This is a genomic window from Methylocella sp. (assembly GCA_037200525.1).
GTDB lineage: Bacteria > Pseudomonadota > Alphaproteobacteria > Rhizobiales > Beijerinckiaceae > Methylocapsa.
The window spans coordinates 3569227-3593627 of record JBBCGG010000001.1; the positions used below are offsets into that span (position 1 = coordinate 3569227).

Consider the following 24401-nt stretch of genomic DNA (forward strand, 5'->3'; position numbering starts at 1 on the left):
GAGAATCCCCCAAACGCCGAATTCGTCACCACGGCCTAGAAATGACGCTCGCTTTGGCGTCTTGTTGCGCAATTGCAGGCTCAGTTCCTTGTAGAGCCGATAGATCCGCTTTGCATTGACGAGCCAGCCTTCGCGGCGCAGCAGCACATGGATGCGCCGATAGCCGTATCGCACGCGCGTCTCGGCAAATCTCCTTGATCCGCTGTTTGAGGTCGGCCTGGCCGCCGCGCTTCGACTTGTAGACGCAGAGCGCTCGATCAACCCTGAGCGCGGAACAGGCTCGCCGGATCGATGCCTCTTCCAATCCGATCGGACCTCGTCGACAAGCTCCCGCTTGCGGCCAGGCGTTAGTGCTTTTTTGCCAGCACGTCCTGCAGCATGGCTTTGTCGAGAGACAGGTCAGCGACGATCCGCTTCAACTTGGCGTTCTCTTCCTCGAGTTGCCGCAGCCGCTTCATCTCGGAGGGCATCAGGCCGGCATACTTCTTCCGCCAGTTGTAAAACGGCGCATCCGAGAGTCCCGCCTTCCGGCAGACTTCGGCGACCGCCACACCGTCCTCAGCCTGCCTCAGAATGAAGGCGATCTGCGCTTCCGTGAACTTGGTCTTCTTCATGGAACTCTCCTCGTCCCCAAGCGGGGACCGTAAGTGGAAAATTCCAGCTTCAGATGGACCGATTTACCGGGAGCACGTCACTTTCGTCGCGGTAGGGCTGGCGGTGTTGCGCCCCTATCCGGAGCTTTGCTACGCCGGGCCGCTGGTTACGCTCAGTCCGGGATGTCGCTGATCGCTGCTGGCTCGATGCGCGGCTGCACGTTCATCTCATGGCGAAAGCGGCTCGATTGGTCGTAGACCGACTTTCTCACGCGCATGATGGCACCGAGCGGGCGATGCTCTTCGATGCCATTCCATGGGGTAAACCGGAGAACATCGTCGCCAAAGACGCGACGCGCTGGCGAAAACGCCTCTTGCGGCGGAATGCGCAGCGTGGCGATAGCCTGATGCGGCGACAGTTCTTCGGGCCAGAGTACGCTCGCATCTTCGATTGGCATGCGGTCCAGATCGACGCAGAGCTGCGCGCGCAGCTGATAGTCCGCGCCTTCCCGTCGGAAATGCTCAACGACGAGATCGCGCATGGTCGAATTGCCTACATCGTCGACCTGTCTGCCCGTCAGCGCCTTGACATTGGCCGAAAGCGGCGCCGCACTGATCTTGGCGACATAATCGCCGAAGCGGATGGCGGCCATGGAGTGGTAAGTTTCCCCAAGCAGATTGGCATTATCGCGCGCAGCTGTTTGCACAACAGCTGAGGGCTCGACGCCTACCGCCTCTTCCACCGCTTCAACGCCGCGCGCCACTGCTGCGAGGCCCCGCTGAACGAACTCCGGCGAACTGGCAACCGTCTTGTTCAAGTTGAGCAGATTTTTGTACAGCGGGAGCGTTCCAGGCGCGAACACCGGGATATTGATGAGCAGGAAATCCTGATTGTGCCCCGTATGGTCTGGCAACAGCCTCGCGCCGTCAACGCCGATAAGCTTGATCGCCATGCCTCGGGCTTCTGGAATCGTGTCGCTGACGATATCGCCAGAAGCCGAGGATAGGCGGATGACGACTTGATACGTCGCAGCGCGAGCAAAAACACCCTGTCGCAGATGTTCGGGTAAGTCCCCGGAGATGCTAAGCTCTCCCTTCAGAAAGCCATGGCTCTTTGCAAAGGCATCTCGAAAAGCGTGCCGGCGTAGGTCGAAGGTTTGCCGGCTGGTGGCGGCCATTTCTTTGAGTATATCGCTGGTCAGTGCGGCCTCGTCCGGGGCCATCACCTCGATTCCCGGCGTATATCTTACGTATTGTAATTTCATGTCGACTTCCTCCTCATCCGTAATCCCGAGTCACACGACGACAATTAAAAATCGGCGTGGGGCTTTGAGAGAGCTTCTAAAGTCTCGTAAGGCTCGGCTCTTTTCTTGTGACTTCGATTTCGCGCCCCGTTGGCCGGATCAACCGCGCCCGGCGTTGTCGGCACTCACGATGTAGTTGACTAAAGCGCAGCCTAATTACTCGAGTGTGACCGCTCGGCCGATTTTGCCTACTAATGAAACTATCAATCCTCCCTGGGCCAAACGTTCCGGCATAGACCTCGCCGGCCAGCCCTGGCGGCGGAAATCATCGCGAAGTTACGTCAGGTCGCCGTGCTGACTGACAGCGCAAGCCGTCGCAAAAGCGGTTCGCACGATATCTGCGTCCTTCTGAAGCGGGTGAAACGCAGCAGCGATGTCCTGGATCCGGTTGCGCATGGCGTCTCCCGATAGAACTGCTACTTCGTGGCCTTCTACGATCAAAATACGTCCCATGCCAAGCAGCGAACTGATACGACCCGTCGCGGGTGTAGAGGCAATAATAACTTTCATGCGGTTCTGTCACTTTGATCGTTGAAAAAGCGCTATGATCACCATGGCGCGGCCTTATGTCGGCATAATCACAAAGTTATTCCCTCTGTAATCTCCGGTACGCTGCTGCGCGGAAATCCGCAATGATGTGGAAATCGGGTCGGTTCAAGTCGGCGACGGCCATCACGTCGACCCGCGGGCCCGCGCCGATTGGCGGGACTAACAGATCCCGCGGCTGTAGTAGCCGTAGCGGAGCAAGGCGACCATCATGCCCGGATGATAGGGCGGGAAGTCGCGTTCCTCGGTGTAAGTGGCCAGGATCGCGGAAAGACCGAGCGCCTCGCGAACCATGTCCCGACGAAGTGGGCCAAGTGACCTGGAGGCACAAACTCATGCAGCGAGGGCGGCAGAAGCCAACCCTGATCTATATCCGAGGAGCGAAATGTCTTGGCCATAAGCCAAGTGAATCACTCAACAGCCCCGCCATCGAGACGATCACTCGGATAGGCTCCTAGTTATCTGTAAAGGTCTATAGCCCGCGCCCTGCCCCCGTCTACCGTCTCGTCCCGACAGGAATTCACTGCTGCTCGACAGCCGCCATGAACTGTTCGGAGTAGCGTTCGCCTCGGACGCCTTCGGCCATGGCGGCAGCTATGAGGGCCATGTCATGGGCATCAAGCCGGAGGTTCACTGCATGCACGTTATCCTCCAGATGAGCCACCTTCCGTGAACCGGGAATGGGCACTATGTCGTCGCCTTGGGCCAGCACCCAAGCGAGAGCAAGCTGTGCGGCGGTAGCCCCGCGCTGGGCGGCCATTTCGCCTAGTGTGTCGGCGAGCGCTACGTTTGCCTTCAAATTGCCATCTTCAAATCGGGGAAGCCACGCGCGCATATCGTTTTCGCCGAGATCCTCCCGCGTCCGGATCTTTCCCGGGAGAAAGCCGCGACTGAGCGGGCTATAGGCCACGAAGCCAATCCCAAGCTCACGGCAAGTTTGCAGCACCCCCTTCTCTGGATCGCGTGACCAGAGTGAATATTCGCTCTGTACCGCAGCGATCGGGTGTACAGCATGGGCGCGACGGATCGTCTGCGAACCCGCTTCGGACAAGCCCAACGCCCGCACTTTGCCTGCCTGCACCAGTTCGGCCATTGCTCCCACTGTCTCTTCGATTGGAACCGCTGGATCGACGCGATGCTGAAAGAAAAGGTCTATAGTATCGACGCCGAGCCGCTTCAATGACGCGTCGGCGACCGCCTTAACATGCTTGGGACTGCTGTCGAGCCCCGTCACCGCATCAAAACCAACACCTGGACCGATGCCGAACCCGAACTTGGTGGCGATGATCACCTGGTCTCGCAGGCCGGCGAGAGCGCGGCCGACCACCCGCTCGTTTTCAAACGGCCCGTAAACCTCAGCAGTATCAAAGAAGGTGATTCCCAAATCCACTGCGCGACGCAGCGTTTCTATCGATGCCGATTCCTCGTGTCCGCCATAGGATGACGTAAACCCCATGCAGCCGAGTCCAATCGCTGATACCTGTAGGGGGCCAAGAGCACGTTTGTCCAATCAGATTCTCCGTTCGTAGGAAGAGCGATTGCCGCCCGAAAGCGACGCGGAATTGTTTAGACGAATAGACCATTTGGATTGTGACGAAGGGGTTTCAGTGGAGATCAATCGCGCTACGATTGCAATGTCATGCGCAGTTGGCATCGAAGCTACGTACGCCGATCGCCTTTAGTAAATTATTTCCTCAGCCTCACGCCGGCCCCTCCACCATTCTCGGCGATGAATTCGACGCCGGCTGCTTCAAGGGCGATGCGGAGCTTTCTGACCGAAGTCATCGGACACTTTTGCGACATTCGCGGTCGCTGAATACGGCCTTTCTTGCCTTGATGGGGGATCGCGGATTTCTTGATGACGACGCGATCAACTCTGTCGCTGCGACGCTGGAACACGCTTCACCGCAAACTATGGGTGCATTCGGATTTGGGCCGTCCCGGGCTTGATTGCCGTAGCGTCTGGGATCACTGATGACCTCGAAAGAACGAACAATTAGCGCTGATGTTCAGTAAGGTGCAGCGCGGAACGGAGCCGGACATTTTGAGACCGAGTTCTTTGAACGAGAACCCCCGTCGCCCTAGAGAGCGACAGGGGCAGCCAACATCAAAGCCACCGGCTCACGATCGTTGGGCCTTGAAGAAAGTACTCACCAAGACTTCAAGGGGGTGGCGAAACGGTCCGGCTCCCGCGCGGGCATGGGCCCCGCACCTTCTGGCCAGACGAGACCTGCTGTAAGCTCCCCTGGCCAAAACTTCTAGCGGGCAAAACTTACAAACCGCTTGTTACATGGCGATTTCATCGCACAGGAAACTTGTTGCGAACGTAGCCTAACGAGCGTTCTAATGTGATCCTTGTGGCCACACGTCGGTTGCATAACGTCAGCGACGAGCTCGACAAATATCTCGCCATCCAACCGCCTTCAAAAGCATGGACGCAGCAAATGACACGTTAAGAAGCAATGGCCAAGGCCAAGAAACATAGAAGAGACAATCCGAGGCCGATCTCGATGAGTGGTTGCTACAGCGCACAGGCTCCGCTGAGGAGGCCGCGGGTGACGAACACTTCGCCCGCGAGGAGGAACTGATAGAGCTCATTTTACCCGCGCCAGCGCCTTACCACTGGATGATATTTTGCAAGTTCGAGATCATTAACTATTACCTCACCAAGCACGGCGAAGCCTCATGGACCGAATTACTGGCATTGCAGGCGCTCGACGCCATCAAGGGCGACATGCTTCGAATGGGCCAGGTGCGCGAAAGGCACATTGGGAAGGAGTTCACCGCCCGGTGGGCACCACTCTCCGAACCTACCACATGAAGAGGGTCGTCGAATCTAACGCGGGCGGAGCGTCACGTTGATCGAACGCACTCGGGGCAAGGACCCGTTCGGGTGAGGCTCCGAGAATCGCGCGGGTGTCATTGATCATGTGCGCTTGGTCCGAAAAGCCACACGCGTAAGACAGATCCGCCCAGGCCCACCCGGCAGCTCGCGCAGCCAGAACCTTCTCAAGGCGCCCCATGCGAGCAAACTCCTTCGGGCTGATTCCGAAGACGGCGCGGAACCGGCGAGATAGATGTCGCTCGCTTACGCCCGATTCCGCAGCCAAATGCCGGATACGGAAAAGAGGGTTATGCCGAAGGCGTTTCGCTGCCCAGGAAACGACTGGGTCTGGATCTCGTTCTCGCATATTCACCCGCAGAAAATCCGTGACGATCGCGATTCGCTCGATGCTGCTCCTAGCTTCCGCGACCCTTCCCTCCAATACGGATGCTCCGCCACGCCCCAATAGGTCACCCAGACCAATCTTTGTGTTCGCGAAAGCTCCCAAGCCGTCGCCAAGGAAACGCGCAGCAGCCTCGGGCCTTAGCTTGACCACCACGACCCCGAGTGGACCGGGGGGCCGCACCGTGACCACTCCAGACCGAATATTCGTTGCAACGTTCCCATACTGCCCGTGACTTTCAGACGCGTTATCGAATTCGAGAGTCGATCCAATCGGAACGCGATATTGAATAAGCACTAATGGAGCGGGGCTGGGCAGCACTTTGATGGAAAGTTTCCGTGCCGCTTCCGTATCCCGAACGTCCAGATCGGCTATGGCATCCACAAGGCCTTCCTGCACGCCCAACGGCTTCATAATGTCCTGCGAACCCGGGGCTCGCAGCGTCCGAGAATATCCAGTGAAGATACTGTTCGTTAGTATCTGTCCAGCTCGGACGGGCCGGCCAGTATTTTTGCCCCGCTGCCTCGCGCTGACTATCATGTAAGCTCCAATCCCGTTTGGAGGCCAGGATCCTCGGCGGATAAGATATCCGATGATCCCGGCTTAGGTGCCGGACATTAAGCGTTAGCGTCTGTATCGCCGATCTAAGTTCATTTATGCGAAGACGCCAGCCCCGCAGAGCCAACAAGCTTTACTGACATCGCCGCTAGAGCGGTTGCCGGTCGTATTGAATAGACCGCCTGTCGATTTCCGCCGAGAATTGACCCAGGATTTCCATTGAGAACTGACCCGGCTTGATGATGATTTGTGGGTCAGGCGTTCGTCAAGTTTCGCGGTTTCTCCTTGGTGGGTTTGGCGGGCTTCGCCGAGCTGTTTTTGAAGCGGAAGCTGTCATTTCCGGTCTCAACGATGTGGCGGCGATGGGTGAGGCGGTCGAGCAGCGCCGTCGTCATCTTGGGATCGCCGAACACGGTCGCCCATTCGCCGAAGCTTAGGTTCGTCGTGATGATGACGCTGGTTCGCTCGTAGAGCTTGCTCAAGAGATGGAAGAGCAGCGCTCCACCGGAGGCGCTGAACGGCAGGTAGCCAAGCTCATCAAGGATGACGAGGTCGGAATAGGCGAGCCGCCCTGCGATCTGGCCAGCTTTCGCTTGGCTCTTCTCGTGCTCGAGGGCGTTGACGAGTTCGACGGTGGAGAAGAACCGGATGCGCTTTCGGTGATGTTCGATGGCCTGGACGCCGATGGCCGTGGCGAGATGCGTTTTGCCCGTGCCTGGGCCGCCGACCAGGACGACGTTGTGCGCGTCCTCGAGAAACTCGCAGCGGTGAAGCTGGCGGACGAGCGCCTCGTTGACCTCGCTGCTGGCGAAGTCGAAGCCGGCAAGGTCACGGTAGTTCGGGAAGCGGGCCGCCTTCAATTGGTAGGCCGTCGACCGCACCTCCCTGTCGGCGGTCTCCGCCTTCAGGAGTTGCGACAGGATCGGCAGAGCGGCCTCGAAGGCGGGAGAGCCTTGCTCGGTCAGTTCGCCGACCGCTTGAGCCATGCCGTGCATCTTGAGAGCCCGCAGCATGATGACGACGGCGCCGGCGGCGGGATTATGACGCATGACGCGCCTCCCGGGTCTTGCGCAGAGCGTCGTAGCGCTCGACGTTGGCTTGCGGCTCGGTGGTCAAGGTCAAAGCCTGCGGAGCCTTTATTGGAGGCGTGTCCATGGGCTTTCCGTCGACCAGCCTGTGGAGCAGGTTCAGAATATGTGTCTTGGTCGGCGCGCCAGCCTCCAGCGCCAGTTCGACAGCCGTGAGCACGGCTTGCTCGTCGTGCTGGAGAACCAAGGCTAGAATCTCGACCATCTCGCGGTCGCCGCCCGGCGTCTTGAGCAGGCGCTGTTGCAAAGCCCGGAAGGCAGGCGGCAGTTCGGCGAAGGGCGCGCCGTTACGCAAGGCTCCGGGCTTGCGCTGTATGACCGCGAGATAATGCCGCCAATCGAAAACGGTCGCCGTGGTCTTGCGTTCGTGGGAGCGGGCGAAGACGCGGGCGTGCTCGCAGACGATCTGCCCTTCGGCAGCGACGACGATACGCTCGGGATAGACCCGCACGCTGACCGGGCGATTGGCGAAGGACGCCGGCACGCTGTAGCGATTGCGGTCGAGATGGACCAGGCACGTCGGCGAGACGCGCTTGGCGTATTCGACGAAACCGTCAAACGGCCTCGGAAGCTGCATCAGATGCCGCGTCTCTTCGGCCCAGGCGTCGGCTACCGAGCCCGCCTGCGAGTTGTGCGCCGTTTGCGCCCACAGTTCCCGGCAGCGCGTCTCCAGCCAATTGTTCAGCGCCGCCAGGGAGGGAAAGCTGGGCGTCGGTTGCCAAAGCCGATGGCGGGCGTCCTGGACGTCCTTTTCGATTTGACCTCCGCCCGCCATCCAACATGCTTCGCATGCCGGACCCTTGGCGGGCTCCGCCTTTCTCCCACCCGGACGCCGGATTGCAGAACCCGGCCTCGAACAGGAAGTGACTGACCATGGCTAAGAAGCGGGCGTTGACCTTGCGCTCCTTGCCGCGTCCGATCTTATCGACGGCGGTTCGCATATTGTCGTAGATGCCGCGCCGCGGCACGCCGCCCAGGACGCGGAAGGCGTGATTATGCGCGTCGAACAGGATCTCATGGGTCTGTTGCGGATAGGCGCGGAGAAAGAAAGCGCGGCTATAGCTGAGCTTGAAGTGAGCGACCTGGAGCTTGGTCCGCTCGCCCGCGATGACCGCCCAGTCCTCTGACCAATCGAACTGGAACGCCTCACCGGCCATGAACGCAAGGGGCACGAAGACGCCGCGGCCCGTGGTCTTTTGCTCTCGCTGTCGGGCGTCCTTCCAATCCCGCGCGAAAGCCGCCACGCGATTGTAGGATCCGTCGTAGCCCAGCGCCGCCAGATCGGCGTGCAACTGCTTGATCGTGCGCTTCTGCTTGCGCGACTTCCCTGCCTCCTGTCGCAGCATATGCGACAGCTTGTCGGCGTAGGGGTCCAGCCCGCTCGGCCGCTCAGGAAGATTAAACTTGGGCTCGATGCTGTCAGAGCGCAGGTACTTGCGCACCGTGTTCCGCGACAGACCTGTGCGCCGCGATATCTCTCGGATCGAAAAATGATCCCGATAATGCCAGCGCCGGATGACGCTCAATAACTCCATGTCGATCACTCCATCGCCCCCCCCGGCCACGCCAAAGGGGTAAGGTTCGAACATGGGTCAGTTCTCGGCGGAAAAACCCGCGCTGCCTGGGTCAGTTCTCAGTGGAAATCAACAGACCGCCGCGGCCGTAAAAGCGATATGTCCGATTTTTGCAATTCGTCAGCTGCCTTTTCCAGCAAGTTCTACCTACAGACGCGATCTGCGGTCAGGACCTGTTGCCCGCGGCTGCATCTAAACTGCTACGGAGACATCTATGCCACGCATTGCGCTGTACACTTTCGGCGTTCTAAAAGCCTTCACCGGATCGTCGATGCTGACCGACTTCGTCGCCGCCGCTCCATTGGTGTTTGCGGAGGCCGCGACAGTCGATGGATTCATCGCCCATGCGGGTGCCGCTCGTCCTGACTTGGCCGGGAAAGCGAAGTTGGGAAAAGACTTTGGCGCTTGGGGTACTGCTGTCGCCCCCCGCTTTTACAAAGCCTCGACGAAGCCAGGCGAAGATACCATGATAACAACGCTGTCGCTGTGGCGCGACATCGGGACGGCCCGACGATTTACGTACGGCGGTTTACACCACGCCGCCTTGAGGCGGCGCAGCGACTGGTTCCAAAAACCCGAGTGGCCAGGCTACGTGCTGTGGTGGGTTGCCGAAGACAAAACCCCCACTTGGACCGAGGGCGCACGCAAGCTTGAAGCGCTCGATGACGACGGGCCAACCAGTTTGGGCTTTAATTTCACAACATGCTTCGATTGGGCGGGACGGAAAATCGAGCCCGTTCCAAGCAACGAACGCAGGCGAAGTGCGGAGGCATGAATTTTCTACGTGCTCCAGTCGCCAATATGACAACACCTTGTCGGAGGCCAAAATGAAGGCATGGATTATAGGCCTAAGGATCGCCTCGATATTCCTTTACGGCCTTATCCGTGGCCTGCTGCGCAACTTTGGGCTCAAGGTTGGCGTCGTCGGTTTGATCGAATTCGAGGAACGGATTGTCGAACTTGTCGAAGGCATGCCAGACCTTGCGGAGATCATGGCGTCTTTGCTTGACGCTCGTCGCACGCTCCGCGAGCAGGTCGCGAAGCTGCACCGAAAGCTGTTGTCGATCGTCCGCGAAGATGACGTGTGCCGGCGATTGATGACGATCCCGGGCGTCGGCCCGATCGTCTCCTTGGCTTTCACCGCGACCATCGACATACCGGCTCGCTTCAAGAGTTCTAAGGCTGTCGGGCCGGCTTTGGGATTGACGCCGATCCTCAATCAATCGGGTGAAAGCAATCGCGTTGGTCGGATCTCGCAGTGCGGCGACGGTATGATGCGAACGCTGCTCTATGAAGCGGCTCAAGTCATGCTGACGCGCACAACCAAATGGTCGTGGTTGAAGGCCTGGGCGATGAATGTCGCCAAAAGACGTGGCAAGCAAAAAGCCATCGTCGCCCTGGCGCGCCGGCTGGCCGTGATCTTGCACCGCATGTGGAGCGATGGGACGGAGTTCCGCTGGACGAAGGAAAACGCGCTGGCGGCAGGCTAACGATGTTCAAGACATCGAGGCCCCGAAAAGTAGAATAATCGAGATCCGCCTTCTGGCGGAGAAATGTCCTTCGCGGGACGACGGATGAAATGAGTGCGTGCCGGGACTCGTATCGATCGTGGCGACGCGGTGAGAACGCTGTTTAGATTGCTCCATTCATCCTCCTGATCCTATATTGGGAAAGCCGAAGAGCTGATCCCGAAGAGAAGCGCGGACCCGCGAGCGACTACCGACAAACGGAAAAGCACACAGCTCGAAGATGCTTGACATCAACCCGCCGAATAGAGAAGTCCCGGCATTTGATGGATTGGATCGAGTTTGAATCGTTCTGGTTCGATTGTCCATCTTTTGCAGATGAACTCGTAGGGCGTGAGGCCTTTTAGGGTCTTCAGTCGCCGGCCGAAATTGTAGGCGCTGACGAAGTCGAGATGCCTGCTGAGCTGATCATGTGGCAGCGTTTGACAGTCGCGCCCTTGATGGTTCGGTTCATCCGTTCGACCTGACCTCCGCTGGCTTCTCCAACGAGCTTCGCTCGCCGGAGCCTCAAGCCAGCTCCGCCGTTCGTCCACGGATGGTTGATCTTGGTGAAGCGGTGCTCGATGCCGTTCTCGCGGCAGCGCATGGTGAACATGTGCGTCATGTAGCGAGCGGTCGGGCCGTCGGCGTATCGTGGGGCGTAACGGAACTGGATGCCGTTGTCGGTCAGGATCGTGTGGATCTTGTACGGCGCGGCTGCGATCAGGGCGACCAGGAAGGCTGAAGCCGTGACCCGGTTCGCGCTCTTCACCAGTTGCACGAAGGCGAATTTGCTTGTCCGATCAATGGCGACGAACAAATAGAGTTTCCCCTCGGCGGTCTGAACCTCGGCGATGTCAATGTGGAAGAAGCCGATCGGATAGGACTTGAACCTCTTCTTTGGCTCCTTGTCGCCCTCGATATCCGGCAGCCGCCCGATCCCATGCCGCTGCAGACACCGGTGCAGCGACGAGCGAGTCAGGCGGGGGATGGTGGCCTGCAGCGCATAAAGGCAATCGTCGAGAGGAAGCAACGTATGCTTTCGGAAAGCGACGATGATCGCCTCCTCCTCAATCGAGAGGACCGTCGACTTTGGTTCTTTCGGACCGGTCCGCAGATCGGCCGCCGAGGTCCGCTTCCTCCATTTGGCGACGGTCTTCTGGTTGATCCCGTAGCGCTTGGCCAGGGCCCTCAGGCTTTCTTCACTATGCTGTATCGCTCGACGCACCGCCGCTGTCGTGGTGGCGCTCCCGTGCAAAATCTGGCCCATAGCGCATCCTTCCATTTCGAGGAAAATAATGCACCATCAAAGCCCGGGATCAAACAACTAGGCTCAGGACCTATTAATTTCTTTTAATCTATGATTCACAGTCTCCTGTGAGGAGGCTTTGATGGGTGATTTGTTTCTGTTGAGCGCGCGCCAGATTGCGCGAATTTCACCGCATTTTCCACTTTCGCATGGCGCGCCGCGGGTCGATGATCGACGAGTTGTGAGCGGGATTGTCTATATGATCCGTTACGGCCTGCAATGGAAAGACGCTCCAAAAGGGTATGGTCCACACAAGACGCTCTACAACCGCTTCATGCGTTGGAGCCGATTGGGCGTGTTCGACCGGATCTTCGCCGCGCTGGCCGGCGAAGGGCCAAAGCCTGAGCGGATCATGATCGACGCCACCCATCTGAAGGCCCACCGCACGGCGGCAAGCCTTCTTAAAAAGGGGATGTTCCCCGTCGTATCGGGCGCACGAAAGGCGGCTTGAACTCCAAGCTCCACGCCGTCTGCGACGAAGCCGGAAAACCGATCATCCTGCTGCTTAGGACCTGTTGACGAATAGTATTCCCATCGTGGCAAGGATCTGATTCAAGGTCGCTTTCGCAACCGGCAGTTCCGGCGCTGGACGCTCGCCGGATTATGGGAACTCTTTCTAGACGCCCTGAACGAGACCGAGGGCGTCGGCGAGAGCGTTCAGATGATCGACTCGACCGTTGTCCGGGCGCATCACTGCGCAGCCGGCGCTAAAGGGGGACTCCGCGTCAGGGTCTTGACGCTCAAGAGGTGGCTTCACGACAAAAATTCACCTCCGCACGAACGGCGAAGGATTGCCGATAGCCGCCGATATTACCGCAGGCGAAGTCTCTGATTATTCGGGCTTTGATCCATTGATGGAAGCGGACGGCCCGGAGCCCAAAGTCATGCTTGCCGATCGCGGCTATGATTCTGATCATATTCGCAAAACATTGGAGGAAAAGGGTGCGGCGGCGGTCATTCCATCACGCAGAAACCGCAAGGTCCAGATCCCGGTCGATGGCCACATCTACGCCCTGCGCAACCGCATCGAACGCTGCTTCAACAAGCTCAAGAACGCACGAAGGCTGGCGACCAGATACGACAAAACCGCAGCCAGCTATCTCGCTTTCGTCCACATCGCCGCGATCCGCCTATCGACCCGCGCATTTGTCAACAAGACCTAGTTACGGCAGAGGAAAGCGCGCGGCTCTCGGAAGACGAAGACCCAGTTATCGCCAGTCTTAAGGCCGACATCCCTAAGGTGATTGCGGCGTCATCTGCCGAATCTGTCGCTCGTTTGCAAGCGATTGCCGCTGACCCCAACATAGACCTCACTGCGGATTTTGCGTCCAAGGAGGCCAAGGCCCGAAGCGATGCGATCATGGCGGCTAGGGCACGCCAAGCGGCGTTCGACAAGGGAGTCGGACCGTCGTAAGCGCGCTTAATGTGGTATGGCGACCCGCGACGTGGCAGACCGAAGACCCTTCTGTCGCGGTGTAGACAACCTCCGGCATCTCGCAAACCGCTTACCTCACCCAATACATTCGTAGCAACGTCGAAATCAGGCCGTAGCCCGATCGGATCAACATATTGTTTCTGAACATACCCATCTCGCCTGAATGACGGAACAGTTGGAGCCGTCACCGCATCGCGTCGAAGACTATGCTGCTTGACGGCGATCCTAACCCTAAAGCAAAAGGAGACTGTCGTGACCCTTACGAATGGTAAGCATGCCGTAGTCGTCGGCGCGGGCATCGGTGGACTGGCGGCAGCTGGGGCGCTCGCCGGCTACTTCGAACGCGTGACCGTGTTGGAGCGTGACGCGCTCCCATCAAACGTCGATGCTAGACCGGGCGTACCGCAGTCGAGTCATCCGCACGCATTGTTGGTCGGCGGTCTACGCGCACTCTGCGAGCTTTTCCCGGGATTCGATCGAGATCTCTCAGAGGCAGGTGCAGTCGAGATTCGCGGCGGTCCCGACGCCCGAGAGGAATTGCCTGGCTATGACCCCTTCCCCCAGCGCGATTTTGGCTGGATTGTCTACACCATGTCGCGGCCGCTGATCGAACGGGTCGCGCGACGGCGCTTGCAGCAATTATCCAATGTCAGGCTGCGCGACCGAAGTCGCGCTCTCGACATCGTGCCTGCCCCCGATGGCTCCGCCGCCGGCGTTCGATGCGAAACCGCAGATCGCGCACATGAAATGCTGGCGGCCGATCTCGTGGTTGACGCGTCCGGCCGTGGCGCGCTCACTCTTTCCCTTCTTAAGACCACCGGAAGGCCACAACCGAAGCAGACGACCATCGGCATTGATATTAGCTACGCCACCACTACTTTCGCGATTCCGAAGGGTGAAAGGGAGTGGAAACTGGTGATAACCCTCCCGGATTTACCCGTGCACACGAGAGGTGGCCTGGTAACGCCAATCGAAGGCGACCGCTGGCTGGTTCTCGTCAGCGAGCGGCATACTAAGCTTTCCTCCATAGATGCTCACGGTTTTCTGGATTGGGCGCGGCGAACCCGCACTCCCACAATTTACGGTGCCATCAAAAACGCTGAGCCGTTGGATAAAATCCATCTCTTCAACTTTCCAGAAAGCTCCTGGCGACATTACGAGGGATTGAACGATTTCCCAAGAGGAGTGATTCCGCTCGGCGATGCGATCTGTCGCTTCAACCCTATCTACGGCCAGGGCATGACTGTTGCCGCGAAAGAAGCCGTAGTCCTCAAAGATCTGCTTCAAAAGCGGGTTGGAGAGGTTCATCCTCTTGCCGGGCTGGAGCAGGCATTCTTCGCGGGGGTGCAGCCAATTATCGCCGCGACGTGGTCAATGGCGGCTATCCCTGACTTCGCCCATCCGAAGACCACAGGGGACCGACCGGCTGATTTGGAGAACTCGCTCCGATTTGGAGCAGGGCTTTTGCGTCTCGCGGCCCGTGACCCTGAAGTGCACAAGTTGATGATGGAGGTTCGCCATCTCATCGAGTCCCCGAGCGCCCTCCGCGATCCCGAACTGGTGCGCCGAGTACAAGCGGAAATGGCCGAAGCCTAGTCGCATATCGATGGCAAAAGTTCCAACGATGCGAGGCGAGTATGACTCGCGGTCTGCCCTAAGTAGGAGGTGCGAATGATTGTTTTCCTGCACGGTGTCCCAGAAACTGCCGCGATTTGGAAAAAGACTCGTCAAGCCGTTGAGCAGAAATCGATTGCGCTCTCGTTGCCCGGCTTCGGTTGTCCGCGCCCACCCGGCTTTGTCGCCACCAAGGATGAGTACGTCCGCTGGATCCTCGGCGAACTCGACCGGATTAGCGGCCCTATCGATTTGGTCGGTCACGACTGGGGCGCCGGATTTACCTACCGCATCGCCACGGCCTACGGCGAACGCCTGCACTCCTGGGTCGCCGACCTCGGCAACGGCGTCCACCCCGACTACCAATGGCACGAGTTTGCGAAGATATGGCAGACGCCAGGTGAGGGAGAAGCATTTTTCGCCAGTCAGAACGCGTTGCCGCCCGAGCAACTGGCGCCGCGGTACGAGGCCATGGGGGTGCCGTTGGCCGACGCGCTCGAGATGGCGGCTGGGGCGGACGCCACGATGGGTGACTGCATTCTCGACCTCTATCGGTCGGCGACTCCTAACTTGTACGCACTTTGGGGACCATTCAATCCAACGAAGGCGCCGGGGCTAATATTGCACGCGACCGATGATCCCTTTAGCGACAAGCGATTGGCCGCAGAATCTGCTTCGGCCCTCGGCGCTCGCTTCGAACTCATCCGCGACGTTGGTCACTTCTGGCCCTATGAAGCGCCAGATAAAGGGGCGGCAATCCTCAAGTCATTCTGGGCGTCGCTCACCTAAGTCCCGCGATCACATCGCTGGCGTGAGAACAAAAATTGACGGCTGCGCCACGAATACCGAGGCCTGCGACCCGACCTTCCTTAGCGCCTTGGAGATCGCGCCATGCGGCGCAGCCGCGCGTCCTCAAAAAAAGCCGCGCTCTTCGCGTGTTCGGCTTCAAGGTTTCCCGAATAGTCGCCAAAGTTGCCGCCAATGCCAGTCAGCTAAAACCCGCAGCGAGGCGTGGCGATAGCCCGAGCGACGCGCCTTGATTAGCTTCGCGCAGCACATTCGCTGCGCCAGTCGCGGCGGCGCTCAAATCCGCGCCGAGATCGCGCACGGGGCCTTCCGACGCCTCTTCGGGCGAGCGCAATTGCGTGTCGTCGACGAGCGGGGCTTGCTGCGGAACGATTGAGGAGAATGATGGTAAGGGTCAATAGCAGCCGGAGCTGCAGGCCGCTTGACCGCGCCAGACCTGATCTTTGGCATGAGCTCGTTTTCGATCGCGGCTGCTATGTCGGCTTGTGACATGCTTCGCGGGAAAATCCACTAGCCCGACGCCCGTGACGTTGACCCGCTGCATCGCTCCAGAAGTCACTGGCTGTGCGGCGGAGGGCTGCGCGGCAGGCGCGCCGTGCAGCCTTTGAGCTGCTGCGACGGACTGATTCTCGCTGGCGCATCGACCTCGCATGTCTCGCCAGTGGGAGCGGTGACTCGGTATTTCGGCGTTCCGGGCTCCGAGACGGCGGGCACCGCAGCAACCGGGGCGGAGAATGCAGCATACGGGTCCGCAGGCTGCGAAGCAGTGGCCTAGGCGGAAGCGATTACGGTCACCGCACCCACGACGGGCCTAAACGGACGGCCGAGGTAGAATAGAGTTGCTTTGGGTGTCTACGTCGAATGGCCCGAAAGGTCGGCCGCGATCGAGCCTGCACAGAAAATATGCAACCATCACGATAACTGGTATTCCTGTTATCAGGTTCCTGCGTTCGTGATTTGCCAGAGGCATGCAAGGACCATGCGCATGGTTCCCCCCCCAAGCTTAGAAATTAATATCAGTACATTTCTCGTCGAGCACCAATTTTGAACTGGATCGTCCGCTCTGCCATTTCGATGTCGGAAAGGATTTCTTTCTTCGCCAACAGGCGGGTGAAGGCCTCGACCCACTGATAGTAATATTCGGGCGAACCGGCTGGCGCAGCCTCGCAAGAACTGGCCGAGATCTCCGCGAACAGCAGCTCCTCGAAATCATCCCAAGGATAGATGCCCTTAGTGTGCAGGCCGACGACCATCCCGAAGGCGCGGCTTTGTCAGGGAGCGTCGAACACGGGTTCGCCATTCTTGCGCGGATAGGCGACCGCGCCCTCCATCGCCGGGATGGTGACCGCGGCGCGGGTCATGTTCGCGCCTCCCATTCGGGGCGGGTCAGCAGGCCGCCGGTACCGATCATAGCGTCGCGTGTCATCAACTCGGCGACGCTCCCGAGGGCTTGGACACGCAGGAACTGGCATTAGCTGTAACCCGATCTAACGGAATGGATGCTGGCGACGCCGTGCTCCGCAAGGCCGCGGTCTATTCGATAGTCATTACGATGAGGGGCAATTTCAGCGGGGGAAGGTTTTAGACGGCGGAATGCGACGCGGCGTGAGGGTATGGCAATTCGATAGCGTCTCAGTTTGGATATAGCCAGCGGCGAGAATCTGATACTTTAAATACGCTGCAAATATGGGCGTTACCCGCACCCCCTAACGTCATAGATTTCAATAACATAGAGGAAAAAATTATAGATGTTCCGGCAGCTGGAATTCAGGCTCACCCGCGTTTGGGCTGCCGCAACTCAGCCGAAAAACAGCGTAGCCGACCGCGGCCTACGTTAATGTGCGCATCTCCATTTTCGGTCCTCCCTTTTGGTTTGGGGACCGCCCGGAGCAAATTGCACGATCGCGAAAGAGATAAGAAGGATCCCGAAGACCGTCGGAATCATCAAAAGAATGCGGCGAGCGATATAGGCGAACATCAGGCCCCGTCAGCGGCCAGCAAAATTGATGCGCTTGGCTTTCGCGTCATCATACCACCAGGTGGAGAGGACGCCGATGTCATATTTCGGGCCGCGCTCCGGGCGGCTGAAGACATCCCAGAAGGCGACGAGATGATTGGGCTTGTTCCACATCGGAACCCAAGAATGGCCGGCCCGCAAAATGCGGTCGATCGCCCGGCAGATGAACGTCAATTGCTCGCGCGTCTCAACGACGAGCGCCTGCTCGATCAAGGCGTCGACGACCTTGTCCTTGATGCCCGAGACATTTCGCGAACCCGCCATGTCGGCGGCTTCCGAACCGAACGCCGCCCGCATGCCCTCCCCCGGCGTAAGCCCAAGGCCAAAACGAGAAGGCACGACATCATAATCGAAGGCGTCGGTGCGGCGCTTGTATTGGGCGGCGTCAACGACTCTATAGCGCGCCTCGATCCCGAGCAGCTTCAGGTTCTTGATGAAAGGCGCCGTGTGCGGCTCGAAAGCGCTATTGAAATCGAGAAATTCGATTTCGAAGGGTTTGCCGTCGGGCGAAATCAAGCTCGAACCCTGCCGTTTGCATCCCGCCGCCGAAAAAAGCGCGTTGGCGCGGCGCAAAAGCTCGCGGTCTTGCCCCGAGCCATCCGACGCGGGCGGCGTGTAGACTTCTCCAAAGACCTCTGGCGACAGTTCGCTCCGGTAAGGCTCTAGCAGCGCCGCTTCCTCCGGCGAGGGCGTTCCCTGCGCGGCCATCGGCGAATTCTGGAAAAAGGATGTCGTACGGGCGTAGACCCCATACATAATATTGGCGTTGGTCCATTCGAAATCGAAGGCGAGGCCAATCGCCTCGCGGACGCGGGGGTCTTTGAACTTGTCCCGCCGCATGTTGAAGAACCAGCCTTGAGTTCCCATCGGCGATGCGTCGGGAAGCGTCGCGCGCTGGACCCGGCCTTCCTTCACGGCTGCAAAATCATAGCCTGTCGCCCAAACGGCAGAGGTGAATTCCTCGCGGAAAGTGAAAATCGCAGCTTTGAAGGCCTCGAAAGCGACTTTGCGGTCGGCGAAATATTCAAAACGGATGCGGTCGAAATTCGCCTGGCCGACATTGACGGGCAGGTCCTTGCCCCAATAATCGGGCACGCGATCGAAGCTGATGAAATGGCCTTGATCGAAGCGCCCAACCTTATAGGCGCCCGAGCCCAGCGGCGGCTCCAGCGTCGTCTCGTCGAACGGATGCGCGTCATAATAGGCGGCGCTGAAAATCGGCTGTCCGGCGACGATCAAGGCGGCCTCGCGGCTGTGATGGGGCTTCAACCGCACCAGAATCACATCATCGGCCTCGACCTCGACGGCATCGATATCGCGCAGCGGCTGGCGGATGGAGGGATGTCCTTTAGTCCGCAGAATATTCAGCGAAAAGGCGACATCCTGCGCACGCAATGGCGAACCATCGTGGAAGCGCGCCTCTTTGCGCAGAAGGAAGCGATAGCCGTTCTTGTCGGGCGAGATCCGCACCGCGCGGGCGACGAGACCATAGAGGGAGTCCGGCTCATCGCCGCTGCCGCTCATCAGCGAATCGAAAGTGAGCCCCATCCCGGCGGCGCCGTCGCCCTTTAAAATATAGGTGTTGAGCGTATCGAAGGTCGCGAAGTTCTGATTGCCCGACGTCGCGCTTATCTGCAACGCGATCTCGCCGCCCTTTGGCGCGTCCGGATTCACATAAGCGAAGTGAGTGAAATCGGCGGGCTGCGCCAGATCGCCAAACACCGAAAGACCATGGGTCTCGATCTCTTCGACCGCCGCCCCCGCCCGGCGGGAGAGGAACTGCGGCAGAATCAGGCCTCCGGCGGCAAGTTTCAGAACAGAGCGGCGAGAAAAGCGAAAGGGACGGAGTGAAGGGAGCGTCGCGGTCAAAATCGCCTCTTTGGCAAAGCTTCGGGAATTGGCTGGCTTTAGGACGAGACCCTGTCTCAGAACAACTACTTAGCGCGGTGCGGTCGGAGACCTGGCCGATTGATGGGCCATATTATTCTAGGCACCCCGCGTTACACGACGATTTCGAAGTTTGGTAGTGGCATTACGTCTGTCATCCGGCCCTGTTTCCCTCACTAGGACCTGTTGACGAATAGTATTCCCATCGTGGCAAGGATCTGATTCAAGGTCGCTTTCGCAACCGGCAGTTCCGGCGCTGGACGCTCGCCGGATTATGGGAACTCTTTCTAGACGCCCTGAACGAGACCGAGGGCGTCGGCGAGAGCGTTCAGATGATCGACTCGACCGTTGTCCGGGCGCATCACTGCGCAGCCGGCGCTAAAGGGGGACTCCGCGTCAGGGTCTTGACGCTCAAGAGGTGGCTTCACGACAAAAATTCACCTCCGCACGAACGGCGAAGGATTGCCGATAGCCGCCGATATTACCGCAGGCGAAGTCTCTGATTATTCGGGCTTTGATCCATTGATGGAAGCGGACGGCCCGGAGCCCAAAGTCATGCTTGCCGATCGCGGCTATGATTCTGATCATATTCGCAAAACATTGGAGGAAAAGGGTGCGGCGGCGGTCATTCCATCACGCAGAAACCGCAAGGTCCAGATCCCGGTCGATGGCCACATCTACGCCCTGCGCAACCGCATCGAACGCTGCTTCAACAAGCTCAAGAACGCACGAAGGCTGGCGACCAGATACGACAAAACCGCAGCCAGCTATCTCGCTTTCGTCCACATCGCCGCGATCCGCCTATCGACCCGCGCATTTGTCAACAAGACCTAGCGAAGGCCGGATGAGCGACCATAGGGGCGCATGGCTTCTGGCCGATACGCTGCCGCCTGCCTCAGCGCTGATCGCCGACAGAGGCTACGACAGCAACTGGTTTCGCAAGGCGTTGACCGACAAGGGCGTCGAGCCCTGTATCCCTTCGACCAAAAGCCGCAAGCTTCCCATTGCCTGTGACAAGACGCTCTACCGCCAGCGTCACAAAATCGAGAACATGTTCGCCAAGCTGAAGGACTGGCGCCGCATCGCCACCCGTTACGACCGATGCGCCCACACTTTCTTCTCCGCAATCTGCATCGCAGCCGCCGTCGCCTTCCATCTCAATCAATGAGTCCTGAGCCTAGTGGCGTTATGTCTCTGCTCTTGGCTTTCCATGTCGAAAACGTGGAACAGAATCAAAGAATGGCGGCCAGCGGCGATGGCGAAAAGCCGGTTGAAGGGAAAGCTACTATATTCGGTGCATCTATAGCAGGCAGAGGTAGTTCGGATGCAGCTTATCCCGACGCCACCCCGGCGGAATCAATGTAGTCGCACGCGACTTTGCAAGGCCGAGGTTGGATTCGCTCACTGCTCCTGGCTCCCAAAATAGGCACTTCAAGTTCAAACTTGAAGTGCCCACCGTCCGTCTATCCCGCAAAGTGCGTCCGGGACAGAGCCCGCCCTTCAACGCTGAATCTAGGCCGCCGATCGGGTCGCACCCTGAAGGCAACATCCAGGACCGACCAAATGTATACGCATGCGCGCCGCCGCATCGGCCCAGAGCTTGCGCCGGTCCTACGGGTTCCGGTCCCGCGCCTCTTCCCTAAAGGCTGTCACGTTTGCCAGGGCACGCGCCGCCGTCCACGCGGCTGGAAAGCCCGCATAGGGAGCCGTCTGCACGATGGCCTCCTCGATCTCGGCCCGGGTCAGGCCGTTCGTCAGGCCGACGCGAAGATGGTTCTGTAACTCCGCGGTCTGGCGCAGGGCGATCAGCACGGCGATCGTAACAAGGCTGCGCTGCTTGCGATCCAGCCCGCCCCGTCCCCACACCTTGCCGAAGACGAACTCCAACGACAGATCGGCGATGACAGCTTCCGCGCCAACCCCCTGAGCTAGATCCCGCATTTCCGCCGCTCTGTCCGCCCCTCTCAGTTCGGCGTAGATGCGGGCGCCTTCCGCATGTTCCGCCTTCATCCCGAGACCGCACCGAGGAGGGCCTTCGGCTCAAGATAGGCCTGGAGTCCGAAGACTCCATATTCTCGGCCAATGCCCGATTGCTTGAACCCACCAAATGGCACCGCAGGATCGTGCGGAGCACCATTTATCACGACACGCCCGGCGTCGATCTGGCTCGCCACCGCCGTTGCCCGGTCCAGGTTCGAGGAGATGACATAGGCTTGCAACCCGTAGGGCGTGTCGTTGGCGATCGAAATAGCCTCTGCCTCATCCTCATAGGTCAGCAGGCACAAAACCGGGCCGAAAATCTCCTCCCTGGAGATCGTCATGTCATTGGTGACGTTGGCGAAGACGGTCGGCTTCACGAAATAGCCGCCGAGGCCGTCGGGATGACCTTCACCACCGGCGACGATGGTAGCGCCTGCCTCGACGCCGAGCCGAATGTAGCGCTGAACCCGCTCATACTGAGCCTGGCTCACCATCGGCCCAATGGTCGTACTGGCGTCGCGCGGGTTGCCCGCCTTTATCTTCTCGAGTGCGATCTGTATCGCTGCGATCGCTTCATCAAGCCGCGAGGCCGGGAGGAGAATACGGGTGCCGGCAATGCAGGCCTGACCGCTGTTTGCGAAGCCGGCCTCCAACGCCATGGGAATCGCCTTGGCGAAGTCGGCGTCATCAAGGATCACCGTGGGCGACTTGCCGCCGAGTTCCAAGGTCACGCGCTTCAGCGTGTCGGCGGCGCTGCGGAGGATCGACTTGCCAACCGCAGTGGAGCCGGTGAAGGAGATTTTCGATATGTCGGGGTTTGCGGTGATTTCCGCGCCCACAACGTCACCCCGCCCATTGACGATGTTGAATAGGCCTGCAGGCGCGCCGGCCTCATGCAAGGCTTCGAGCACGACCTGCGTCTGAGCCGCGCTCATTTCGCTGGGCTTAATGACGGCTGTGCATCCAGCGGCCAGCGTATAGGCGAGCTTGTTGCAGATGAAGCCCGCGTCGCTGTTCCACGGTGTGATTAGCCCGACCACGCCGACGGGCTCCATGATCACATCCGCCGTGCCGATCCGTTGCGTGAGGTCGAAACTTTCTAGAGTGCGCGCCGCCTCCATGAAGCTGCTCGATGCGTGAGCGGCCATCCAAGTCGATCGGGAGATTGGTGCACCGTATTCCAGAATGATCGCGTCCAGCAACGCGCCCTTCCTGGCTTCCATCGCGTCGTGAAGACGATGCAGAAGGGAAATACGATCCGCCTTCGTGCTCCGCGACCACGCTGGAAAAGCGCGTTTTGCTGCGGCAATGGCGGCTTTCGCATCATCCACATCTCCCAGCCTGACGCGGCCGAATACTTCTCCCGTCACTGGGTTGTGCAGATCAAATAGCTCGGTTCCGTGCGGTTCGACGAAGCGGCCGTCAATGTAGACATGCGTGATTTCTTGCATCTGCTGATGTCCTGTTGTTGCGATTACAGCAGATGTAGGGCTTGCGAATGTCCATGATAATCTGTATTATGCGCCATGAAGTGATGCAGGAATCTTGATAATGCGGAAGATCGGGATCGTAGAGCTTGAGGCGGCAATAGCGGTCGCTAGGCGACGGAGCTTCCGCGCCGCGTCCGCCGATCTCGGCGTTTCCCCAACCGCTCTCAGCCAGACGATCGCAGGGCTCGAAGCTAGGCTAGGTGTTCGGCTGTTCAACCGAACGACACGCAGCGTCTCTCCGACTAACGCGGGAGAACAATTCCTCGCGGAAGTTGAACCGGCCGTGGGCGCGATCAACCATGCGATGGAGGCCGTCAACAGCTATCGGGACAAGCCCGCCGGCACGTTGCGGATCAACAGTTCCGTTGGAGCAGCGCGACGCATTCTCTCACCCATTATCTTGGAGTTTGTGCGTCTTTATCCGGAGATGCAAGTAGACCTCGTGACGGAAGACCGCCCGATCGATACAGTGGCTGAGGGCTTCGATGCAGGAATAAGACCAGGCGATACAGTGCCCGGAGACATGATTGCCGTACATCTTGAGCCAATACAGAAATTTGCCGTTGTCGGGTCTCCGGCCTATTTCGAGGGCAAGGCTGTGCCTGAGACACCCCAGGATCTCCTGCACCACATTTGCATCCGTGCGAGGATGCCCAGCGGCAGCATGTATCGCTGGGAGTTCGAGCAGGACGGCAGGGTTATCACGCTTGACGTGCCGGGCCAGCTTACTCTCGATGATGGAGGCTTGACGCTGGAGGCCGTGCTGGCAGGGACGGGCCTAGCCTACCTGGCCGAATGGTGGATCGCCGAGAGCGTTCGCGAAGGGGAGCTTCGCCGTGTCCTGGACAGCTTCACCCCCTCATCACCGGGGCTTTGTCTCTATTATCCAAGCCGCCGATATCAACCCGCCGGATTGCGCGCCCTGATCTCGTTCATTGAAGAAGTGCGTCGCAAGAGCCCATCTGGTCAGATGGGTTCCGTATCTCAGCGTGGCCGGCAGCGACTCTCTTTCTAAACGCGCTCCGCATCGAGGGTACGAAGTTCCAGGAGGGCATCGGTCAGCGTCCGCCTATCCAACAGGCGCACCACCGACTCATCTACCTCGCCGGCCAAGTTCCCAAAGAATCGTTCGACATTGCAAGTGACGAGGCATCGATGAGGGATATCGCTACGACCGGTCCATAGCCTCTTGTCCCCCAGAGCCGCCTTATAGATTTCGCCGAGTGTGATCGCGGCGGCGTCGACGCTTAGGCTCACTCCCCCGTCTCGCCCCATGGTCGAACGAACAAGACCCGCCTGGATCAGGGGCACCAACAGCCGCCTGACAAATGTTGGATTGGAGTCGACCCCCTCGGCCAACTGAGCGGAACTCAATCGTTCGACGCCTTCGGCCCGGGCGAGCGCCAAGCTGAGCATCATCTGCAGGGCGGTCGGGAAACGGACATCGATCATCGTTTGCTCCCGGTA

17 protein-coding genes and 9 pseudogenes are annotated in these 24401 nt (G+C 59.3%); 12 read left to right on the forward strand and 14 right to left on the reverse strand.

Annotation, left to right across the window (positions count from 1 at the left end; translation table 11 throughout):
• Positions 1–48 precede the first annotated feature (48 nt).
• A pseudogene (locus tag WDN46_17645) lies at positions 49–614 on the reverse strand (transposase).
• On the opposite strand from WDN46_17645, the gene WDN46_17650 reads away from it, so the two are divergent.
• Entirely contained in the window at positions 613–786 is a 174-nt protein-coding gene (locus tag WDN46_17650) for a hypothetical protein (protein ID MEJ0095164.1), read from the forward strand. The pseudogene WDN46_17645 and the gene WDN46_17650 sit on opposite strands and share 2 nt — an antisense overlap.
• Here the strand turns inward: WDN46_17650 and WDN46_17655 are convergent.
• The 4 genes and pseudogenes from WDN46_17655 to WDN46_17670 all read right to left on the reverse strand — a co-directional run bounded on the left by WDN46_17655 (position 767) and on the right by WDN46_17670 (position 3953).
• The gene (locus WDN46_17655; GenBank protein MEJ0095165.1) at positions 767–1858 is read right to left on the reverse strand and encodes a catalase family protein; all 1092 of its coding nucleotides are present in this window, start codon (positions 1856–1858) and stop codon (positions 767–769) included. The two genes, WDN46_17650 and WDN46_17655, sit on opposite strands and share 20 nt — an antisense overlap.
• 315 nt (positions 1859–2173) lie before the next feature.
• The gene (locus WDN46_17660) at positions 2174–2407 is read right to left on the reverse strand and encodes a hypothetical protein (protein ID MEJ0095166.1); all 234 of its coding nucleotides are present in this window, start codon (positions 2405–2407) and stop codon (positions 2174–2176) included.
• A 109-nt stretch (positions 2408–2516) separates the two neighbouring features.
• Positions 2517–2841, reverse strand: a pseudogene (locus WDN46_17665) (IS5/IS1182 family transposase).
• A gap of 122 nt (positions 2842–2963) precedes the next feature.
• Complete coding sequence (locus tag WDN46_17670) at positions 2964–3953, reverse strand: aldo/keto reductase (GenBank protein MEJ0095167.1); 990 nt, start codon at positions 3951–3953, stop codon at positions 2964–2966.
• A 119-nt stretch (positions 3954–4072) separates the two neighbouring features.
• On the opposite strand from WDN46_17670, the gene WDN46_17675 reads away from it, so the two are divergent.
• Both WDN46_17675 and WDN46_17680 read left to right on the forward strand, forming a co-directional pair.
• Entirely contained in the window at positions 4073–4393 is a 321-nt protein-coding gene (locus WDN46_17675; protein ID MEJ0095168.1) for a hypothetical protein, read from the forward strand.
• Between the two features lie 568 nt (positions 4394–4961).
• The gene (locus tag WDN46_17680) at positions 4962–5264 is read left to right on the forward strand and encodes a hypothetical protein (GenBank protein ID MEJ0095169.1); all 303 of its coding nucleotides are present in this window, start codon (positions 4962–4964) and stop codon (positions 5262–5264) included.
• A gap of 1218 nt (positions 5265–6482) precedes the next feature.
• On the opposite strand, the gene istB is transcribed toward WDN46_17680, so the two are convergent.
• Together istB and istA are read right to left on the reverse strand one after the other, a co-directional pair.
• Positions 6483–7277, reverse strand: coding sequence for an IS21-like element helper ATPase IstB (gene istB / locus WDN46_17685; protein ID MEJ0095170.1), 795 nt, complete (start codon positions 7275–7277; stop codon positions 6483–6485).
• Positions 7267–8851, reverse strand: a pseudogene (istA, locus tag WDN46_17690) (IS21 family transposase). The gene istB and the pseudogene istA overlap by 11 nt, the downstream one beginning before the upstream one ends.
• A gap of 253 nt (positions 8852–9104) precedes the next feature.
• On the opposite strand from istA, the gene WDN46_17695 reads away from it, so the two are divergent.
• Together WDN46_17695 and WDN46_17700 are read left to right on the forward strand one after the other, a co-directional pair.
• Entirely contained in the window at positions 9105–9665 is a 561-nt protein-coding gene (locus WDN46_17695; GenBank protein ID MEJ0095171.1) for a DUF3291 domain-containing protein, read from the forward strand.
• Positions 9666–9771: 106 nt separating this feature from the next.
• Positions 9772–10380: pseudogene (locus WDN46_17700) on the forward strand (IS110 family transposase).
• Positions 10381–10649: 269 nt separating this feature from the next.
• Here WDN46_17700 and WDN46_17705 read toward each other — a convergent pair.
• Positions 10650–11665, reverse strand: a pseudogene (locus tag WDN46_17705) (IS481 family transposase).
• Between the two features lie 121 nt (positions 11666–11786).
• Here WDN46_17705 and WDN46_17710 point away from each other — a divergent pair.
• The 4 genes and pseudogenes from WDN46_17710 to WDN46_17725 all read left to right on the forward strand — a co-directional run bounded on the left by WDN46_17710 (position 11787) and on the right by WDN46_17725 (position 15542).
• Positions 11787–12199: pseudogene (locus WDN46_17710) on the forward strand (IS5 family transposase).
• A 46-nt stretch (positions 12200–12245) separates the two neighbouring features.
• A pseudogene (locus tag WDN46_17715) lies at positions 12246–12867 on the forward strand (IS5 family transposase).
• A gap of 524 nt (positions 12868–13391) precedes the next feature.
• Positions 13392–14735, forward strand: a complete 1344-nt coding sequence (locus WDN46_17720) for an FAD-dependent oxidoreductase (protein ID MEJ0095172.1) — start codon at positions 13392–13394, stop codon at positions 14733–14735.
• A gap of 75 nt (positions 14736–14810) precedes the next feature.
• On the forward strand, positions 14811–15542 hold the full coding sequence (locus WDN46_17725) for an alpha/beta hydrolase (protein MEJ0095173.1): 732 nt from the start codon (positions 14811–14813) through the stop codon (positions 15540–15542).
• 199 nt (positions 15543–15741) lie between these two features.
• Here WDN46_17725 and WDN46_17730 read toward each other — a convergent pair whose 3' ends face one another.
• From WDN46_17730 to WDN46_17740, 3 genes and pseudogenes are all read right to left on the reverse strand, one after another.
• On the reverse strand, positions 15742–15894 hold the full coding sequence (locus WDN46_17730; GenBank protein ID MEJ0095174.1) for a hypothetical protein: 153 nt from the start codon (positions 15892–15894) through the stop codon (positions 15742–15744).
• 682 nt (positions 15895–16576) lie between these two features.
• Positions 16577–16819: pseudogene (locus WDN46_17735) on the reverse strand (nitrile hydratase accessory protein).
• A gap of 728 nt (positions 16820–17547) precedes the next feature.
• A complete protein-coding gene (locus WDN46_17740) occupies positions 17548–19446 on the reverse strand; it encodes an extracellular solute-binding protein (protein ID MEJ0095175.1) in 1899 nt (632 codons plus the stop codon).
• A gap of 260 nt (positions 19447–19706) precedes the next feature.
• Between WDN46_17740 and WDN46_17745 the strand changes: the two are divergent.
• Positions 19707–20298, forward strand: a pseudogene (locus WDN46_17745) (IS5 family transposase).
• A 10-nt stretch (positions 20299–20308) separates the two neighbouring features.
• Positions 20309–20632 carry a transposase gene (locus tag WDN46_17750; GenBank protein ID MEJ0095176.1) on the forward strand — a complete coding sequence of 108 codons (324 nt, stop codon included), beginning with the start codon at positions 20309–20311 and terminating at the stop codon, positions 20630–20632.
• Positions 20633–21075: 443 nt separating this feature from the next.
• Here the strand turns inward: WDN46_17750 and WDN46_17755 are convergent, their stop codons facing one another.
• Positions 21076–21474, reverse strand: a complete 399-nt coding sequence (locus tag WDN46_17755) for a carboxymuconolactone decarboxylase family protein (GenBank protein MEJ0095177.1) — start codon at positions 21472–21474, stop codon at positions 21076–21078.
• Positions 21471–22895, reverse strand: a complete 1425-nt coding sequence (locus WDN46_17760) for an aldehyde dehydrogenase family protein (GenBank protein MEJ0095178.1) — start codon at positions 22893–22895, stop codon at positions 21471–21473. Before WDN46_17760 ends, WDN46_17755 begins: the two co-directional genes overlap by 4 nt.
• 100 nt (positions 22896–22995) lie before the next feature.
• Between WDN46_17760 and WDN46_17765 the strand changes: the two genes are divergently transcribed.
• Positions 22996–23949: a LysR family transcriptional regulator gene (locus tag WDN46_17765; GenBank protein MEJ0095179.1), complete on the forward strand. Its 954-nt coding sequence runs from the start codon at positions 22996–22998 to the stop codon at positions 23947–23949.
• Here WDN46_17765 and WDN46_17770 read toward each other — a convergent pair.
• On the reverse strand, positions 23946–24386 hold the full coding sequence (locus WDN46_17770; protein MEJ0095180.1) for an Rrf2 family transcriptional regulator: 441 nt from the start codon (positions 24384–24386) through the stop codon (positions 23946–23948). The genes WDN46_17765 and WDN46_17770 overlap by 4 nt on opposite strands.
• Positions 24387–24401 lie beyond the last annotated feature (15 nt).